This is a genomic window from Methanobrevibacter sp. (assembly GCF_045114555.1).
In the GTDB taxonomy this organism is placed as follows: domain Archaea; phylum Methanobacteriota; class Methanobacteria; order Methanobacteriales; family Methanobacteriaceae; genus Methanobrevibacter.
Genome location: NZ_JBGUKT010000030.1, coordinates 19,133 through 34,993, shown reverse-complemented (window position 1 = coordinate 34,993; position 15,861 = coordinate 19,133). Strand labels below are relative to the sequence as shown.

At 34.0% G+C, this 15,861-nt stretch carries 25 protein-coding genes; 24 read left to right on the top strand and 1 reads right to left on the bottom strand.

All coding sequences use genetic code 11. The annotated features are described in order from the left end of the window. Window positions 1-24 precede the first annotated feature (24 nt). On the bottom strand, window positions 25-1,521 hold the full coding sequence (locus tag ACJMLB_RS07225) for an acetyl-CoA carboxylase biotin carboxylase subunit (protein WP_405324821.1): 1,497 nt from the start codon (window positions 1,519-1,521) through the stop codon (window positions 25-27). A 307-nt stretch (window positions 1,522-1,828) separates the two neighbouring features. On the opposite strand from ACJMLB_RS07225, the gene ACJMLB_RS07220 reads away from it, so the two are divergent. The 24 genes from ACJMLB_RS07220 to rpsE all read left to right on the top strand — a co-directional run bounded on the left by ACJMLB_RS07220 (window position 1,829) and on the right by rpsE (window position 15,859). Continuing rightward, window positions 1,829-2,533 (top strand): METTL5 family protein, encoded by a 705-nt coding sequence (locus ACJMLB_RS07220; RefSeq protein ID WP_405324819.1) that lies wholly within the window; start codon window positions 1,829-1,831, stop codon window positions 2,531-2,533. A gap of 409 nt (window positions 2,534-2,942) precedes the next feature. Next, window positions 2,943-3,758, top strand: coding sequence for a putative RNA uridine N3 methyltransferase (locus ACJMLB_RS07215; protein ID WP_295604764.1), 816 nt, complete (start codon window positions 2,943-2,945; stop codon window positions 3,756-3,758). A 639-nt stretch (window positions 3,759-4,397) separates the two neighbouring features. Continuing rightward, window positions 4,398-5,408, top strand: a complete 1,011-nt coding sequence (gene rpl3p / locus ACJMLB_RS07210; protein ID WP_295604762.1) for a 50S ribosomal protein L3 — start codon at window positions 4,398-4,400, stop codon at window positions 5,406-5,408. 14 nt (window positions 5,409-5,422) lie between these two features. After that, on the top strand, window positions 5,423-6,187 hold the full coding sequence (gene rpl4p, locus ACJMLB_RS07205) for a 50S ribosomal protein L4 (protein ID WP_292788489.1): 765 nt from the start codon (window positions 5,423-5,425) through the stop codon (window positions 6,185-6,187). Window positions 6,188-6,233: 46 nt separating this feature from the next. Further along, the gene (locus ACJMLB_RS07200) at window positions 6,234-6,494 is read left to right on the top strand and encodes a 50S ribosomal protein L23 (protein ID WP_295604758.1); all 261 of its coding nucleotides are present in this window, start codon (window positions 6,234-6,236) and stop codon (window positions 6,492-6,494) included. A gap of 12 nt (window positions 6,495-6,506) precedes the next feature. Next, on the top strand, window positions 6,507-7,232 hold the full coding sequence (locus tag ACJMLB_RS07195) for a 50S ribosomal protein L2 (RefSeq protein ID WP_295604757.1): 726 nt from the start codon (window positions 6,507-6,509) through the stop codon (window positions 7,230-7,232). 17 nt (window positions 7,233-7,249) lie between these two features. Beyond that, complete coding sequence (gene rpsS, locus ACJMLB_RS07190; RefSeq protein WP_295604755.1) at window positions 7,250-7,660, top strand: 30S ribosomal protein S19; 411 nt, start codon at window positions 7,250-7,252, stop codon at window positions 7,658-7,660. A gap of 12 nt (window positions 7,661-7,672) precedes the next feature. Further along, window positions 7,673-8,140: a 50S ribosomal protein L22 gene (locus tag ACJMLB_RS07185; RefSeq protein ID WP_295604753.1), complete on the top strand. Its 468-nt coding sequence runs from the start codon at window positions 7,673-7,675 to the stop codon at window positions 8,138-8,140. Window positions 8,141-8,143: 3 nt separating this feature from the next. Then, entirely contained in the window at window positions 8,144-8,908 is a 765-nt protein-coding gene (locus tag ACJMLB_RS07180; protein WP_295604751.1) for a 30S ribosomal protein S3, read from the top strand. A gap of 19 nt (window positions 8,909-8,927) precedes the next feature. Beyond that, window positions 8,928-9,134: a 50S ribosomal protein L29 gene (gene rpmC, locus ACJMLB_RS07175; RefSeq protein ID WP_012955660.1), complete on the top strand. Its 207-nt coding sequence runs from the start codon at window positions 8,928-8,930 to the stop codon at window positions 9,132-9,134. Further along, window positions 9,135-9,479, top strand: a complete 345-nt coding sequence (gene yciH, locus ACJMLB_RS07170) for a stress response translation initiation inhibitor YciH (RefSeq protein WP_012955661.1) — start codon at window positions 9,135-9,137, stop codon at window positions 9,477-9,479. 41 nt (window positions 9,480-9,520) lie between these two features. Beyond that, window positions 9,521-9,853, top strand: coding sequence for a ribonuclease P protein component 1 (locus ACJMLB_RS07165; RefSeq protein ID WP_296855550.1), 333 nt, complete (start codon window positions 9,521-9,523; stop codon window positions 9,851-9,853). A 10-nt stretch (window positions 9,854-9,863) separates the two neighbouring features. Next, window positions 9,864-10,184: a 30S ribosomal protein S17 gene (locus tag ACJMLB_RS07160; protein WP_295604746.1), complete on the top strand. Its 321-nt coding sequence runs from the start codon at window positions 9,864-9,866 to the stop codon at window positions 10,182-10,184. Window position 10,185: 1 nt separating this feature from the next. Next, window positions 10,186-10,584 carry a 50S ribosomal protein L14 gene (locus ACJMLB_RS07155; RefSeq protein WP_012955664.1) on the top strand — a complete coding sequence of 133 codons (399 nt, stop codon included), beginning with the start codon at window positions 10,186-10,188 and terminating at the stop codon, window positions 10,582-10,584. Between the two features lie 15 nt (window positions 10,585-10,599). After that, complete coding sequence (gene rplX, locus ACJMLB_RS07150) at window positions 10,600-10,944, top strand: 50S ribosomal protein L24 (RefSeq protein WP_295604744.1); 345 nt, start codon at window positions 10,600-10,602, stop codon at window positions 10,942-10,944. A 1-nt stretch (window position 10,945) separates the two neighbouring features. Further along, entirely contained in the window at window positions 10,946-11,680 is a 735-nt protein-coding gene (locus tag ACJMLB_RS07145) for a 30S ribosomal protein S4e (RefSeq protein WP_295604742.1), read from the top strand. Next, complete coding sequence (locus tag ACJMLB_RS07140; protein ID WP_295604740.1) at window positions 11,677-12,201, top strand: 50S ribosomal protein L5; 525 nt, start codon at window positions 11,677-11,679, stop codon at window positions 12,199-12,201. Before ACJMLB_RS07145 ends, ACJMLB_RS07140 begins: the two co-directional genes overlap by 4 nt. Window positions 12,202-12,241: 40 nt before the next feature. Further along, complete coding sequence (locus ACJMLB_RS07135; RefSeq protein ID WP_295604739.1) at window positions 12,242-12,394, top strand: 30S ribosomal protein S14; 153 nt, start codon at window positions 12,242-12,244, stop codon at window positions 12,392-12,394. A 14-nt stretch (window positions 12,395-12,408) separates the two neighbouring features. Then, on the top strand, window positions 12,409-12,801 hold the full coding sequence (locus tag ACJMLB_RS07130; RefSeq protein WP_012955669.1) for a 30S ribosomal protein S8: 393 nt from the start codon (window positions 12,409-12,411) through the stop codon (window positions 12,799-12,801). 10 nt (window positions 12,802-12,811) lie between these two features. Next, window positions 12,812-13,351, top strand: coding sequence for a 50S ribosomal protein L6 (locus ACJMLB_RS07125; RefSeq protein WP_295604736.1), 540 nt, complete (start codon window positions 12,812-12,814; stop codon window positions 13,349-13,351). Window positions 13,352-13,368: 17 nt separating this feature from the next. Next, the gene (locus ACJMLB_RS07120; protein ID WP_295604734.1) at window positions 13,369-13,695 is read left to right on the top strand and encodes a 50S ribosomal protein L32e; all 327 of its coding nucleotides are present in this window, start codon (window positions 13,369-13,371) and stop codon (window positions 13,693-13,695) included. Window positions 13,696-14,181: 486 nt separating this feature from the next. After that, window positions 14,182-14,628, top strand: coding sequence for a 50S ribosomal protein L19e (locus ACJMLB_RS07115; protein WP_295604732.1), 447 nt, complete (start codon window positions 14,182-14,184; stop codon window positions 14,626-14,628). 11 nt (window positions 14,629-14,639) lie between these two features. Beyond that, a complete protein-coding gene (locus tag ACJMLB_RS07110) occupies window positions 14,640-15,221 on the top strand; it encodes a 50S ribosomal protein L18 (protein WP_304086008.1) in 582 nt (193 codons plus the stop codon). Continuing rightward, window positions 15,218-15,859, top strand: a complete 642-nt coding sequence (rpsE, locus tag ACJMLB_RS07105) for a 30S ribosomal protein S5 (protein ID WP_292778384.1) — start codon at window positions 15,218-15,220, stop codon at window positions 15,857-15,859. Before ACJMLB_RS07110 ends, rpsE begins: the two co-directional genes overlap by 4 nt. Window positions 15,860-15,861: the final 2 nt, after the last annotated feature.

Sequence of the window (15,861 nt, the reverse complement as noted above, 5' to 3'; positions counted from 1 at the left end):
AAATTTATTTTATTTTTTGCTGTTTTATTTCTGTTTTTTAAGTTGTTGCGCTTGAGCAGCATTGAAGTAAGTTCCCACTGCACCAGATATTGCAGCTATTTTCTTTCCAGGCATAAATGTGGATTTCATACGGTTTACCCTTTCCAAATCCTCTGCAATAACTTTTTCCATTTCAGCGTCAATCCATTTCTTATGCACATCTACAAAGTGAGTGTGCAAGTCACCTTCAAGGAAGGATTCATTTCTGAGAATTGCCTTATGGAATGGAATAGTGGTTTTTACACCTAAGATAATGTATTCGCTTAATGCTCTTTTCATTCTATTGACTGCATCATTTCTTGTACGGCCGCTTGTGACCAATTTGGAAATCATTGAGTCGTAGAAAGTTGGAATGGTATAATTCATGTACACTCCACTGTCTAAACGTACACCCGGTCCACCAGGGGATCTGTAACCTGTAATCTTACCAGGGTTTGGTGCAAAGTCAGCAAGTGGGTTTTCTGCATTGATACGACATTCAATAGCATGTCCACTTATCTGAATGTCATTTTGCTCGTATTCCAATTCTTCACCGCAAGCGATTTTAATTTGCTCTTTGATTAAATCAGTATTAGTTACAATTTCAGTTATTGGGTGTTCCACTTGAATACGTGTGTTCATTTCAAGGAAGTAATATTCTCCATTCTCATACAGGAATTCCACAGTTCCTGCACTGTTGTATCCAATGGATTCTGCAGCTTTAACTGCACTTTCACCCATTCTTTCTCTCAATTCTTCAGTCATGATTGGGGAAGGAGCCTCTTCCAATAACTTTTGATGTCTTCTTTGGATGGAACATTCCCTGTCTCCTACATGGATAGTGTTTCCATGCTCATCAGCTAAAACCTGGAATTCAATGTGTCTTGGTTTTTCAAGGTATTTTTCAATGAATACTGTTGCATCTCCAAAGTTTTTCAAAGCTACTGATTGGGTTGCTTCAAGTGCACGTACAAGTTCATCCTCTTCATAAACTGCACGCATACCGATTCCCCCACCACCAGCTGATGCCTTGATGATTACAGGGTATCCGATTGCTTCAGCGATTTCCTTTGCCTCTTCAACATCAGTGATTCCATCAGGAGTACCTTCAATAACAGGAACACCTGCGTCTTTCATTAATTGTTTGGAAGTAATCTTGTCTCCCATTTTTTCAATATGCTCTCCTTTAGGACCAATAAGTTTGATTCCATTCTTTTCACATTGTCTTCCAAGTTCAGGATTTTCCGCTAGGAATCCATATCCTGGGTGAATTGCATCTGCTCCAGTTTCAATTGCAGCATTAATGATCTTTTCAATGTTTAAATAAGACTGGCTTGGAGAAGGGTTTCCTAAAGGAACGCTTTCATCTGCATAATTAGTATAAAGAGAAGTTTTATCAGCATCTGAGTATACTGCTACACTTTTCATGTCCAATTCACGACATGCTCTCATAACACGTATAGCAATTTCTCCTCTATTTGCAATAAGTACTTTTTCAAACATGTTATACCTCTTTTTTTAATTTAAATTATCTTAAAACTTTATGATAAAAAATATATGATTATGATTTTATCATTATATTTGTAATTATATATTATTTATCAAATATTATAATACTATATATGATTAATATTAATATTAAATTTTGTCATTATTGAGAAATGATTTTTGAATTTTAAAAAATAAAAGTTTAAAAAAATTAATAAAACGAAATTATTGAAAAAAAATTAAAATTTTTTAATTAAATAAAAATTATATTAATAAAAATAATATATATTATATAATTATATTTTTGCTTCTCGTGATTTTTATGAAAATTTCAAAAAAGAAACATCTTGAAATGATTTTGGAAAATGTTCCGAATCATCCAAATCCAAAGGTTGGACTTGAACAGTATTCCACTCCTGCAACAATTGCTGCAGATCTAGTGTGGAATGCATATGGTTTAGGTGATATCGATGGCATGAATATTTTGGATCTTGGGTGTGGCACTGGAATATTTGCAATTGCATCCTCACTTATGGGTGCAAGCTATTCATTAGGTGTTGACATTGATGATGAATCAATAGCTTTAGCAAAAATCACTCAAAATATCATATCTGAACAATATGATGTAGATGTCAGTAATACAAATTTCATAGTTGGGGACATTAATTCATTTAATTCAATAAGTGATTTATTAAATGAAAGCAATCTTAACAAAATCAATAATAATGAAAGTTCATTAAATAGATTTGACACTTTGATTCAAAACCCACCTTTTGGATCTCAAGAGAAGGGAAAAAGGCATGCTGATAGAAAATTTATGGAATTTGCAGTTGGCAGTGCTGATGTCATTTACTCATTTCATATGAAGAATACTGAAGAGTTTGTAATTGATTATTATAGGGATCTTGGTGCAGAGGTCACTCACAAATTGGTATATAAGTTTCCAATTCCAAAAATCTATGATTTTCATAATGAAGAGTCTCGGGATGTAAAAGTTGTTGTATTGAGAGTTGAGAATTTTGATTAATTGTTATCTTAGTGGTTGTTTTGAAGGTTGAAATTTTTAATCATATGAAAACTACTTTTTTTAGCAAAACCTTTATATACTATAAATAACTTAAATATTACTAATCTATATGTCTACATTATGTAATTTATAAGAAATTTTTAAATTTTTTATTTAATTTTCATGATTTATTGGTATTAAACATCTGTCTAATGTTAAATATCAGTGTAAAGAATCAATTTTCATAGGTTTTTTGATGGTTTAGCTTGGGCTATGTTTTGTAGCTATTTAAATCGTGTTAATCATGAATATTTATTTTTTCTTATTTTACGGATTTTAGATTTAATCGGTATTTTAGCTCTTTTTGACTAAATGCTTTATTAAATGTTCAATCATGTTGCATATGGATTAAAAATTAAAATTTGATAATATGCAAAACAATAAAGTATCAGTCTTTATACCGAATTCATTCTTGGCAGAAACTAAAGACTTGAAATTAAAAACATCAAAAGTGGGTTTAATTGGTAGGGCTTTAGCTTTGTTTGAAGTTGATGAAGTCGTTGTTTATAAAGATCTTTCAATTCCAGACAGTGAACAGACAGAGGATGGAGATTTCATAGCTGAAATTCTCAATTATATGGATACTCCACAATACCTTAGAAAAAAGGCAATTCCTATAAAGCCTGAATTAAGGCATGTTGGTATTTTGCCTCCTTTAAGAGTGCCTCATCATCCTGTAGGTCAGCCTGAATTAGGCGATTACAGACAAGGATACACTGTAAAAAGGAACAAGAAGGGTACCTTTGTAGATATAGGTATGGATAAGTTGGCGTTTTGCAAAGAGCAACTTACTGTGAATAAAATATTTTCATTTAAAATCACTAAGTTTGCTAAAGAGGTAATAGTCACACCTGATGAACCAGATGACATTTACTGGGGATTTAAGACATTATCTACTAATAAAGGTCTTAAAAATAGCTTAAAATTAGTTAATCCCGACTTTGTGGTGGAAACTACAAAGTATGCAGATACAATCGATACTATTTTTGACGAATTGAAATCTAAAGTAGAAAGTTCAAATCATATAGCTATCGTGTTCGGAGGACCATATTCTTCTATTTCAGAAAATGTGGAAAGTTCCAAGTGGGAAACTATAAAGTTAAATACAATTCCAAATCAAGGAACTGAGACCGTAAGAACAGAAGAAGCTGTAATTTCAACTTTAGCTATTTTCAATATACTTTAAGTTAATAGTTCATTATTAACTTCCGCATTTACGTAGCGTTAATACGTAATATTATAAATACATTAAAAAAACATATAGATCGAAGCTTTAGCTATTGTCAGCTTTAGCTTTCAAGGATTTGCTTTATAATTAGACACTATAAAGTTTGCTCCGCAATGGAGATATTCCATAAAGACATGGAATAAGTTATGAAGTCAGATGAGCTTTATAATAAATCTTTGAGAAGTACATAAACAAGTTTGAGCTTGTTTTTCACGTTTATCTAGCTTTATTTAGCTTATATGCTGTTTAATTTTTGCCTCTACAGTCTTAATCTAGATATTTTTATTTAAAGGTAGGCTGTATGCCCTATCTAGATATGATTTAGGAGACTGTATGCTAAATTATTAACTATAAACTGAATAATCAAGTTTAAACAGTGTAGAATTTTAGCGATTTGACTAAAAGAGCAAATATAGCTATTTATTCTGAGATTTATTGATTAAGAATTTAATTAAGATTAGACAACTTAAAGCGATGATTGGATCAATGAATCAAAATTTGTAAAAAATCTATTTTAATAGATTAATAGAAATTAAAATATTTTAATAGATTAGACTGATTAATTATAGGAAAAAATTATAGAAACGGAGGAAAAGAATGGTAAGACATCACCAACCAAGAAAAGGTTCTGTGGCATTTAGCCCTCGTAAAAGAGTAGCTAAAGAAACTCCAAGAATCAAAGCTTGGCCAAGTAATGAAGAACCAAAACTTTTAGGTCTTGCAGGTTACAAAGCAGGTATGACTCATGCTATGGTTGTAGACAATGATAAGAACTCTCCATCTCACGGTATGACTGTTTTCACTCCTGTAACTGTTTTGGAAGTACCACCCCTTGTAATTATGGGGATAAGATCATACGAAAAAACTGCTCATGGACTTAAAGCTATCACCGAAGTTATTGCAGATAATTTGGATGAAGAGCTCTCTAGGAAAATTACCCTTCCTAAAGACTATGATAAATCTGAAGCTATTGCAAAAATACAAGACGCTTTAGACAAAACTGAAGATGTTAGAGTTTTAGTACACACTAACCCTAAGATGGCTAGCGTACCTAAGAAAAAACCTGAAATCTTTGAATGTGCATTAGGTGGAAATTCCGCTGAAGAAAAATTAAACTATGCACTTAACTTATTAGGCGAAGAAGTCAGAGCAAGCGATATCTTTAATGAAGGACAATATGTAGACGCTATTGCAACCACCAAAGGAAAAGGAGTCCAAGGGGTTGTAAAGAGATGGAATATTAGAATTCAATACGGTAAAGCTATGAGAAGTGGAAAAGGAAGACACGTAGGTTCCATTGGTCCTTGGTCTCCTGAAAGAACTATGTGGACTGTTGCACAAGCAGGTCAAATGGGATACCACAAAAGAACTGAATTTAACAAGAAAGTCTTAAAAATCGGAGATGTATCCGAAGTGGATGCAGTTAACCCTGATGGTGGATTTATTAGATACGGTTTAGTTAAAAACGACTATGTATTAGTTAAAGGTTCAGTCCCTGGCCCTACTAAAAGATTAGTAATTCTTAGACAAGCTATCAGACCTAAGAAAGCTGATGAAGCAGCTCCTCAAATTGAATTTATTAGTACTGCTTCCAAGCAAGGTGTATAAGAGGGGAGAGTCAAATGAAAGTTAATGTTTATTCAATTCAAGGGGAAGTAAAAGAGGAAATCGAACTTCCTGCTATTTTTAGTGAAGAATACAGACCTGACCTTATTAAAAGAGCAGTTCTTTCCGCTCAATCCGCAAGAATCCAACCTTGGGGTAATGACCCTATGGCAGGTAAAAGAACTTCTGCAGAATCTTGGGGATCCGGTAGAGGTGCAGCTATGGTACCTAGAATCAAAAGCGGTGCTAGAGCAGCATTCGTTCCACAAGCTAAAGGTGGAAGAAAAGCTCACCCTGTAAGAGCTGAAAAGAATCATCACGAAAAAGTAAACAATAAGGAAAGAAGATTTGCAATCAGATCTGCTGTTGCTGCTACTACCAATGAAGAGTTAGTCGCTGGCAGAGGTCACAAAATTGAAAATCTCGAACAAGTTCCTATTATTGTTGAAGATGATTTGGAAACTGTTAAGACTGCTAGTGAAACTCGTGAAATCTTCAAAGCATTAGGAGTTTACGATGATATCATTAAAGCTAAAAACAGTAAACATATAAGAGCAGGTAGAGGAAAAACAAGAGGACGTAAATACAAATCCAGCAAAGGACCTTTAGTGGTTGTAGCTGAAGACAAAGGCATTGGCTTAGGTGCAAGAAACCATGCTGGTGTCGAAGTTGTCACCGCAGAAAACTTAAATGCTGAATTATTAGCACCTGGTACTCATGCTGGTAGGTTAACTGTTTATACTAAGTCCGCTGTTGAAAAATTAGGAGGATTATTCCAATAAATTCGTTTTAGAATTTATTAGGTATAGTTTAAGAAGGTGGATATTTATGGATCCTTATAAAATTATTGTTAAACCTCATGTGACTGAGAAAACTATGAATTTAATTGATCAAAACAACGAACTTGCTTTTGTTGTTAGAAGAACATCTACAAAAGCCCAAATCAAAAAGGCTTTTGAACAGCTATATGACCAAGAAGTAGCAAGAGTCAACACTCACATTACTCCAAAAGGTATTAAATTAGCTTATGTCAAACTCACTGAAGAAGGCGAAGCTGAAGATGTAGCTGTTAAAATGGGAGTATTCTAAGGAGGACTGATTATGGGAAAACGATTAATACACCAACGTAGAGGAAGAGGAACTCCTGCTCATCGTGTTGCTTCTCACAGATTCAAAGATAAAATCCAATACAGAGCATACGATGATTTAGAAAAAGAAGGTAGTTTAAAAGGTAAAGTTGTAGAAATCATTCACGACCCTGCAAGAACTGCTCCTATTGCTTTAGTTAAATTCGAAAATGGTGAAAAAAGACATATTTTAGCTCCTGAAACCATTCAAGTTGATGATGATATCGAATGCGGTATTTCAGCACCAATCAGTTTCGGTAACACTTTACCATTAGCTGAAATCCCTGAAGGTACTCCAATTTACAATATTGAAAACACTCCAGGAGACGGAGGTCGTTTTGTAAGATCTTCTGGAACTTATGCTTCTTTAATTACCCATGATGCAACTCAAGCTGTTGTAGAATTACCATCTGGTGAATTAAAATCTTTCCATCCTCAATGCCGTGCAAGTATCGGTGTTGTAGCTGGTGGAGGAAGAAAAGAAAAACCTTTCTTAAAAGCAGGTGTCAGATGGCATGCTTATAAAGCTAAAGGTAAGAAGTTTATGACTGTTAGAGGAGTAGCAATGAACGCTGTTGACCACCCTCACGGAGGAGGTAACAGACAACACCCAGGTCGTCCAACTACTATTTCAAGACACGCACCACCTGGAAGAAAAGTTGGTTCAATTGCAGCTAAACGTACTGGAAAAAGAAGATAATTTAAGGAGATGTGTCATTGGCTAGAAAAATATTTAAATACAGAGGATATACTATTGAAGAATTAAAAGAAATGTCCTTGGAAGAATTTATTGAACTTTTACCAGCAAGACAAAGAAGATCCTTAAAAAGAGGATTCTTACCAAGACAACAGTCTGTGTTGGATAAAATGAGAAAATTACAAAAACAAGATAAGAAAGGTGGAAAACCTGTAGTAGTTAGAACCCACTGTAGAGATATGATTGTTATTCCTGAAATGGTAGGAACCACTTTCGGTATCTACAATGGTAGAGACTTTGTTGAAGTAACTTTCACCCCTGAAATGTTAGGATGTTTCTTTGGTGAATTCGCACCAACTAGAGCTAGAGTTCAACATGGTGACCCAGGTATGGGAGCTACTAGATCATCTATGTTTGTACCACTTAAATAAGGAGATTAAAACATGGCTAAAAATAAATACGCTTATAACAATAAAGATGCTGATGAATCCAAAACAGCACGTGCTATGGCAAGATCCCTTAAAGTTTCCCCTAAACATTGTGTGGAAATTTGTAGTGCAATTAGAGGCATGGATGTTGCTAAAGCAAAAGCATACTTAAATGATGTAATTGAAATGAAAAAAGCTGTTCCTTTCAAAAGACACAACAGAGATGTTGGTCACAGAAAAGGTATGAAAGGTTGGGCTGCTGGAAGATACCCTGTAAAAGCTTCTAAAGCAATTTTAAATGTTATTGAAAATGCAGAAGCAAATGCAGAATACAAAGGTATGGATGTAGAAAACCTTAAGATTGAACATATCTCTTCCCACAGAGGTATGGTCATTAGAGGAGCTAGACCAAGAGCATTTGGTAGAGTAACTCCATTCAACACTCCAACTACCCATATTCAAATAGTTTTAGTGGAGGCTTAAATAATGATAGAAAAAGATTTCGTTACAGAAGGTCTCAGAAGAACCAAAATTGATGAATATTTAGAAAAAGAACTCGAAAGAGCAGGTTACGGAGGAATGGAAATCCAAGTTACTCCTTTAGGAACTATGGTTATCGTTTATGCTGAAAGACCTGGTATGGTAATTGGTAGAGGTGGAAAAACCGTAAGAGCTATTACCCAAAGTCTTAAAACCAAATTTGACTTGGACAACCCACAAGTGGAAGTTAAAGAAGTTGATGTTCCTGAATTAAATGCTAGAATCATGGCTTCTAAAATAGCAAATATGCTCCAAAGAGGTATGCACTTCAGAAGAGTAGCATATTCCACTATCCGCAGAATCATGGGTGCTGGAGCTCAAGGTGTAGAAGTAACTATATCCGGTAAGATTAGAGGTTCCAGATCTGCTGTAGCTAAATTCACTGAAGGTTACATTAAGAAATGTGGTGAACCTGCAACTAGATTCGTAGAAGAAGGTTTTGCTACCGCACCTTTAAAACCTGGTGTTTTAGGTATTGTTGTTAGAATCATGCCTCCTGAAGCAGTTTTACCTGATAAAGTTGATATTCTTGCTCCTATTGCAGAACCTGTAGAAGAAATTGTTGAAGAAGAAGTGGCTGAAGAGGAAGTTGAAGAAGTAGTCGAAGCTGAAGAAGACCTCGAAAACTTAGAAGAAATTGAAGAAGTAGTCGAAGCTGAAGAAGACCTCGAAGAACTTGAAGCAGCTACTGAAGATTCCGAAGAGGAATAATCTTTAAGGAGTTGAGAAAATGGCAATTTTAAGAAGTAAAGAAATTTGGGAAATGGAAATTGAGGACATCGAAGAAAAATTGGTGGAACTCAAAGCAGAACTCGCTAAAAACGTTTCCAAAAGTGCTGCTGCAGGTGTTAATGAAAACCCTGGTAAAATTAGAGAACTCAAAAGGACTATTGCTCGTGTTCTTACAATTATGAACCAAAAACAGAAGGAGAATTAAATGTCAAAAATCTGTGATGTATGTGGTCTTCCTGAAGAACTTTGTGTTTGTGAGGAAATTGCAAGAGAAGTTCAATCTGTAAAAGTGTTTACAGTCAGAAGAAGATTTGGAAAACTTATGACTATTGTCGAAGGTATAGATGAACATGATATAGATATTAAGGAACTTACTAAAACTCTTAAAGCTAAATGCGCTTGTGGAGGAACTGCTAAAAAAGGTCAAATTGAACTCCAAGGAGATCATAAGGCAAGAGTTAAAGAAGTTTTATCTGAAATGGGATTCTCTTCCGACACTATTGAAATCAGAGATTCTGATAAGAAATACAATAAGAGAAGAAGACATTAATGTCATAAAGCATATCCTAAATTCACATACTGAGGCTTAGAATGATAAGCTCAAAAAATATATTCTATCATGAATTAATTGGGTTAGAACTTAAAGTTGTTGACAGTTCCAATCCCTCTTTGATAGGGCTTCAGGGAACAGTCATTGATGAAACCAAAAAGACCTTAAGGATTGAAGTGAAGGAAAAGGTTCAAGATGAAGACTTAAGTTCTAATCAGAATGATTTTAATTTTATTTATAAAGAGAAATTAATTCAGAAAGATGTTTCTGTATTTCAATTTAAGGTTCCGGATGGAACCATAGTTGAAATTGATGGTAAAATATTGTTGAATCGTCCTGAAGATAGGATAAAAAGAAGATATAAAAAAATTTAATGGTGATAAAATGGTTGGTCTTAATGTTAAGGAACCAGAAACTAAATGTGATGATCCTAACTGCCCTTTCCATGGTAATTTATCTGTTAGAGGACAAGTCCTTGAAGGAGTTGTTACTACAAATAAAGCAGAAAGGACTATTACTGTAGAACGTAGTTTCTACAAGTTCATTAGAAAATACGAAAGATACGAAAAAAGAAAATCAAGAATTAACGTTCACAAACCTGATTGTCTTGATGTAAAAATTGGTGACGCTGTAAAAATTGCAGAATGTAGACCATTAAGTAAAACTAAACACTTTGTATTAGTTGAAGTAAAAGGTGATGATTAGAATGAAACCTACTACATCCAGCGTAACTAAAGCTTTACCAATTGGTGCAAGACTTCAATGTGTTGACAATACTGGTGCTCGTGAAATCGAAATTATTTCCGTAAAAGGATTTAAAGGTGTTCGTAGAAGACTCGACGTAGCTGGTGTCGGTGATATGGTAGTTGCTTCTGTTAAAAAAGGAACTGCTGATATGAGAAGAGAAGTTGTCAACGCAGTTGTTGTAAGACAGAAAAAAGAATACAGACGTGCTGACGGTCTTCGTGTAAAATTCGAAGACAATGCTGCAGTAATCATTACTCCTGAAGGAGTATTGAAAGGTTCTGAAATCAGAGGACCTGTTGCTAAAGAAGCAGCTGACAAATGGCCTAGTGTAGGCAGTGCAGCAAGCATATTAATTTAAGTTTATGGTGATTAAATGTCAATTCAACCTAGAAAACAGAGAAAAGCTCTCTACACTGCTCCTTTACACATTCGTCGTAAAATCATGAGTGCTAATTTAAGCAAAGATTTAAGAGCAGACATTGGTAAAAGATCTTTACCAATAAGAGTTGGAGACAAAGTTCAAGTTGTTCGTGGTGACTTTAAAGGTCATGAAGGAAAAGTTGAATCTATTGATGCAAAAAGATACAAAGTTACCGTTGAAGGAGTTACCTTAAGTAAACCTGACGGAAATGCAGTATTACTTCCAATTCACCCATCCAACTTGATGATTATTGAAGCTGATTTAAAAGATGAAAGAAGATTAAATATGGAGGAATAAGATGGCAAAAATGGGATCTAGAAAGCATCTTAAAAGGTATAAAGCACCTAAAAGCTGGCCTATCCATCCAAAAGAAGACACCTGGACTGTAAAACCTGCTCCTGGTTCACACGCTATTGAAGATTCTTTACCTTTACTCGTTATTATCAGAGACATTTTAGGTCTTGCTGATAACTCCAGAGAAGCAAAAAGAATTATCAATACCGGTAATGTTTTAATTGATGGAAGAGCTGTAAAAGATTATAAATTCCCTGTCGGTTTTATGGATGTCTTAACTATTCCTAAAACTGAAGAAAATTACAGAATCCTTTTAGATACTAAAGGAAGATTAACTTTACACCCAATTTCTGCAGAAGATGCAAGTTACAAATTAGCTAAAGTCGTAAACAAATCTACTATTAAAGGCGGAAAAACCCAATTAAACCTTCACGATGGTAGAAACGTTTTAGTTGATGAAGATGTATATGCAGGTCAAGATGTTATTTGCATCGGCATACCTGAACAGGAAATCAAAGAAAACTTCAAATTTGAAGATGGTGTAGTTGTACTTGTTACTGGTGGTAAACACACTGGTGAACTCGGTAAAATCCAAGAAGTTATTGTAGACGAATCTTCCAAACCAAATACTGCAATTATCGAAAAGGCAAATGGTGATTCTTTCTTAACCTTAAAAGAATATGCATTTGTAATCGGTAAAGATGAACCAGCTATTGACTTATTGGAGGTTAACCAATGAACCCAATGAATGAAGTTATCATTTCCAAAGCTACCATCAACATTGGTGTTGGTGAAGCTGGTGAAAAATTATCAAGAGCTATGACTCTTATTGAAAACATGACTGGTCAAACCCCTGTTAAAACCTATTCAAAAGTAACTAACCCAGAATGGGGTATCAGAAAAAGACAACCTATTGCATGTAAAGTAACTCTCCGTGGAGAAAAAGCTGAAGATGCAATCAAAATGGTTTTAGAAGGTATCAACAACAAATTAAGACCAAGTCAATTTGATGCACAAGGTAATGTTTCTTTTGGTATTAGAGAACATATTGATATTCCTGGAATGAGATATGATCCAGATATTGGTATTTTTGGTATGAATCTTTCTATCACCTTTGAAAAACCAGGTTATAGAATTAAAAGAAGAAAAATCCAAAAGAAATCTATTCCAAAAAGACATAGAATCACTCCTGAAGAAACTATGAAATTTATGGAAGAAAAATTCAATGTTACCATTGCAGAGGAAGAAGATTACGAATAATCCTGCAAACAGGTAATTTGATATTAAATGATATGTTAAGGTGATTATATTGCCAAGAAAATACGGAAAAGCAGCAAAAAAATGTAGCCGTTGTGGAGACCACTCTGCTATTGTAAGCAGATACGGACTCAACTTATGCAGGCAATGTTTTAGAGAAATTGCTCCTAAAATAGGATTTAAAAAATATAATTAAGAAAGGTGTTTATTATGACTCTTATGGACCCTCTTGCTGATGCTTTAACAAACATTAGAAATAACGAACGTCAAGTAAATGACCACTGTACTATTTCTCCAGCATCCAAATTAATTGGACGCGTGTTAAGCACTATGCAAAAAGAGAATTATATAGGTGAATTTGAATTTATAGATGACAACAAAGCTGGAAAATTCGAAGTAGAATTGGAAGGTAACATCAACCAATGTGGTGTAATTAAACCTCGTCATGCTGTAAAGAAAGATGAATTTGAGAAATTCGAAAAAAGATATTTACCAGCAAAGAACTTCGGTATCTTAATAGTAACTACTCCTGAAGGTATTATGACTCACAGAGAAGCTAAAGAAAGAGGTATCGGCGGACGTTTGTTGGCTTACATGTATTAGGTGATTAAATATGGTATTAGCTGCAGCTATAAGGGAAGAAATTGAAATCCCTGAAGGCGTTGAAGTTATAATTGAAGATGAAGTTACTGTAAAAGGACCAAATGGTGAAACTTCCAGAAAATTTTCTTATCCTAATGTAACTATTGCAAAAGAAGATAATCTTGTTGTTCTTGAAACCGCTTTCCCTAAAAAGAAAGACAAATCAATGATTGGAACTACTAGAGCTCACATCAACAATATGATTACTGGTGTAACTGACGGTTTCACTTATCATATGAAAATTGTATTTGCTCACTTTCCAATGGCTGTGAAAGTTCAAGACAAAGAAAAAACTGTTACTATCGAGAACTTTATTGGAGAAAGACATCCAAGATCTGCAAAAATCGTTGGAGACGCTAAAGTTCAAGTTAAAGGTGATGAAGTAATCATTACTGGTGTTAACAAGGAAGAAGTCGGTCAAACTATGGCTAACTTAGAACAAGCTACTAAAATTAGAGGTAAAGATCCTAGAGTATTCCAGGATGGTATCTATTTAACTAGTAGAGAATAGTTATAATGGTGATTTGAATGAGTAAAGATTTTAAAAGACAAGAATATGCTCGTTATAAAAAATTAGGAACCAAATGGAGACGTCCTAGAGGAAAAACTAGTAAAATGAGAAGATACGAAGCAGGTAAACCTGCAATGCCATCTATTGGTTATCGTACTCCTAGAGCTACTAGAGGATTACATCCTTCTGGTTACAAAGATGTTCTTGTTAATAACATGAAAGAATTAGAAGCACTTGACTGCGAAACTGAAGCTGCAAGAATCAGTGCTACTATTGGTAAACGTAAAAAAGAATTGATGTTAGAAAAAGCATCAGAATTAGGTATAAAAGTTTTAAATAAATAAATGTAAAGAAAGAAAAATTTAAATTTTTCTCATGATAGATGATAAAATTAAGTTTTTTCATTTCCTAAAATTGTTAAGCGATTTAATTAAAGTAAATTTTTAAAATTATAAATTTATAAAGCTTACTTATAAGAAAAATAGGGGCGTTGTATAAGGTTGGTAAGGGATTATTGAATACGTCTTTAACCTCATACCACAACATATATGACAATGATTCTAATCAATTAATTGATTCGGGGATTTAATATACTAAATTTCTGGATAAAGGTGAAATAATTAATTGTGTGTAATTTAATGAGTAAATTTATGGAAAATTTATTTTTTAAATATATTGGCCAAAAGTCAAGCAAAAGAATCTTTTTTCTTATTAAAAGCTAACAATTAAATTAAAACAACTAAATTAAATGAATTTTAATTTATTTGAATAAAGGGAAACTTGAAGAAATTTTATTCAAGTTTATCAGCTAACTATATGGAGGATTATTAATGAATCTTACTACACAAAAAAGATTAGCTGCTAGTATACTTAAAGTTGGAGTAAACCGTGTATGGATAGACCCTAATGAAATTGAAGAAGTTTCTAGAGCTATTACAAGAGACGGTATCAAACAACTTATAGATCAAGGTATTATCAAAGCTAAACCAAAAACTGGTATTAGTAGCTACAGATCTAAAAAAATCAAAGAGCAAAAGAAAAAAGGTAAACGTAAAGGAAGAGGTAGTATCAAAGGAGCTAAAAACGCTCGTACTCCTAAAAAACAAGTTTGGATGAAAACCATTCGTGCTTTAAGAACCGACTTAAAAGACATGAGAGACGCTGGTGAAATTGACCGTACTACCTACCGTAAATTATACAAAATGGCAAAAGGTGGAGCTTTCAGAAGTAAATCTTACATGAAAACTTACGCTAGAGACCATGATTTAATCAAATAGGAGGAATGGACTTGGCAAGCGGATCAAATTATAAAGTAGCTTTCAGAAGAAGAAGAGAAGGTAAAACTGATTATGCTACTAGAGCGAAATTAGTTGGTGTAGATAAATCCAGATTAGTTGTAAGAATTTCCAATGCTAACTGTATTGTTCAAGTGATCAATGTTGGTAAAGACGGTGATGAAACTGTTGTATCAGCTCACAGTAAAGAATTAAACAAATTAGGATGGTTAGCAGGAAACAAAAACACTAGTGCTGTTTATTTAACTGCATACTTATGTGGTAAAAAAGCTGTTGCAGCAGGTATTGAATATGCTGTTGCTGATATTGGTTTAAAATCTCCTATTAGAGGATCAAAAGTATTTGCTGCTGTTAAAGGTGCTGCAGATGCTGGTTTAAATGTACCATACGGTGAATCTATTATCCCTACTGAAGACAGAATTAATGGTGAACACATTGCAGAATATGCAGAAAGCTTAGATGAAGAAGAATTAAACAAAAAATTCTCCCAATACTTAGCTAAAGGTCTTCAACCTACTGATTTACCTGAACACTTTGAAGAAATTAAAAATAAAATTGACGAGGCTGAATTATGAGCTTTAATATGGATGACTGGGAACCTAAAACCAATTTAGGTAAAGAAGTAAAAGCAGGAAATATCACCGATATTGACGAAATCTTCGAAAAAGGTCTCCCTATAATGGAATTAGAAATTGTAGATGCATTACTTCCTGATTTAGAAGAAGAAGTAATGGATGTAAATTTAGTTCAAAGAATGCACAAATCTGGTAGAAAAGTAAACTTTAGAGTAATCGTTGCAGTAGGTAACAAAAATGGTTATGTAGGTTTAGGACAAGGTAAAGCTAGAGAAGTAGGTCCTGCTATCAGAAAAGCTGTAGATAATGCTAAATATAACATTATCAAAGTAAGAAGAGGTTGTGGAGACTGGGGTTGTGTTTGTGGAAGACAACACACTGTACCTTTCAAAGTAACCGGTAAAGCAAGTAGTGTAAACGTAACCTTAAGACCTGCTCCTGCAGGTGTAGGTTTAGCTATTGGTGATGTTGGTAAAACCATCCTCTCCCTTGCTGGTATCAAAGACGTATGGTCTCAAGCAAGTGGACAAACCCAAACTACTGTAAACTTTGCTAATGCTGTATTCGAAGCTTTAAAAGAAGCAAGCAGAATGAAAGCTTCAGAACAAGACCTTAAAAATATGGGAGTAATCCAATAAAC

What these genes read in the sequence shown, in the direction of transcription:
- ACJMLB_RS07155 (WP_012955664.1), top strand. Translation starts at nt 10,186, where the DNA reads ATGAAACCTACTACATCCAGCGTAACTAAAGCTTTACCAATTGGTGCA.
- ACJMLB_RS07120 (WP_295604734.1), top strand. Translation starts at nt 13,369, where the DNA reads ATGAGTAAAGATTTTAAAAGACAAGAATATGCTCGTTATAAAAAATTA.
- ACJMLB_RS07165 (WP_296855550.1), top strand. Translation starts at nt 9,521, where the DNA reads ATGATAAGCTCAAAAAATATATTCTATCATGAATTAATTGGGTTAGAA.
- ACJMLB_RS07145 (WP_295604742.1), top strand. Translation starts at nt 10,946, where the DNA reads ATGGCAAAAATGGGATCTAGAAAGCATCTTAAAAGGTATAAAGCACCT.
- ACJMLB_RS07115 (WP_295604732.1), top strand. Translation starts at nt 14,182, where the DNA reads ATGAATCTTACTACACAAAAAAGATTAGCTGCTAGTATACTTAAAGTT.
- ACJMLB_RS07225 (WP_405324821.1), bottom strand. Translation starts at nt 1,521, where the DNA reads ATGTTTGAAAAAGTACTTATTGCAAATAGAGGAGAAATTGCTATACGT.
- ACJMLB_RS07195 (WP_295604757.1), top strand. Translation starts at nt 6,507, where the DNA reads ATGGGAAAACGATTAATACACCAACGTAGAGGAAGAGGAACTCCTGCT.
- rpsE (WP_292778384.1), top strand. Translation starts at nt 15,218, where the DNA reads ATGAGCTTTAATATGGATGACTGGGAACCTAAAACCAATTTAGGTAAA.
- ACJMLB_RS07125 (WP_295604736.1), top strand. Translation starts at nt 12,812, where the DNA reads ATGGTATTAGCTGCAGCTATAAGGGAAGAAATTGAAATCCCTGAAGGC.
- ACJMLB_RS07160 (WP_295604746.1), top strand. Translation starts at nt 9,864, where the DNA reads ATGGTTGGTCTTAATGTTAAGGAACCAGAAACTAAATGTGATGATCCT.
- rpl4p (WP_292788489.1), top strand. Translation starts at nt 5,423, where the DNA reads ATGAAAGTTAATGTTTATTCAATTCAAGGGGAAGTAAAAGAGGAAATC.
- ACJMLB_RS07215 (WP_295604764.1), top strand. Translation starts at nt 2,943, where the DNA reads ATGCAAAACAATAAAGTATCAGTCTTTATACCGAATTCATTCTTGGCA.
- ACJMLB_RS07185 (WP_295604753.1), top strand. Translation starts at nt 7,673, where the DNA reads ATGGCTAAAAATAAATACGCTTATAACAATAAAGATGCTGATGAATCC.
- ACJMLB_RS07140 (WP_295604740.1), top strand. Translation starts at nt 11,677, where the DNA reads ATGAACCCAATGAATGAAGTTATCATTTCCAAAGCTACCATCAACATT.
- ACJMLB_RS07200 (WP_295604758.1), top strand. Translation starts at nt 6,234, where the DNA reads ATGGATCCTTATAAAATTATTGTTAAACCTCATGTGACTGAGAAAACT.
- ACJMLB_RS07220 (WP_405324819.1), top strand. Translation starts at nt 1,829, where the DNA reads ATGAAAATTTCAAAAAAGAAACATCTTGAAATGATTTTGGAAAATGTT.
- rplX (WP_295604744.1), top strand. Translation starts at nt 10,600, where the DNA reads ATGTCAATTCAACCTAGAAAACAGAGAAAAGCTCTCTACACTGCTCCT.
- yciH (WP_012955661.1), top strand. Translation starts at nt 9,135, where the DNA reads ATGTCAAAAATCTGTGATGTATGTGGTCTTCCTGAAGAACTTTGTGTT.
- ACJMLB_RS07130 (WP_012955669.1), top strand. Translation starts at nt 12,409, where the DNA reads ATGACTCTTATGGACCCTCTTGCTGATGCTTTAACAAACATTAGAAAT.
- ACJMLB_RS07180 (WP_295604751.1), top strand. Translation starts at nt 8,144, where the DNA reads ATGATAGAAAAAGATTTCGTTACAGAAGGTCTCAGAAGAACCAAAATT.
- rpmC (WP_012955660.1), top strand. Translation starts at nt 8,928, where the DNA reads ATGGCAATTTTAAGAAGTAAAGAAATTTGGGAAATGGAAATTGAGGAC.
- rpl3p (WP_295604762.1), top strand. Translation starts at nt 4,398, where the DNA reads ATGGTAAGACATCACCAACCAAGAAAAGGTTCTGTGGCATTTAGCCCT.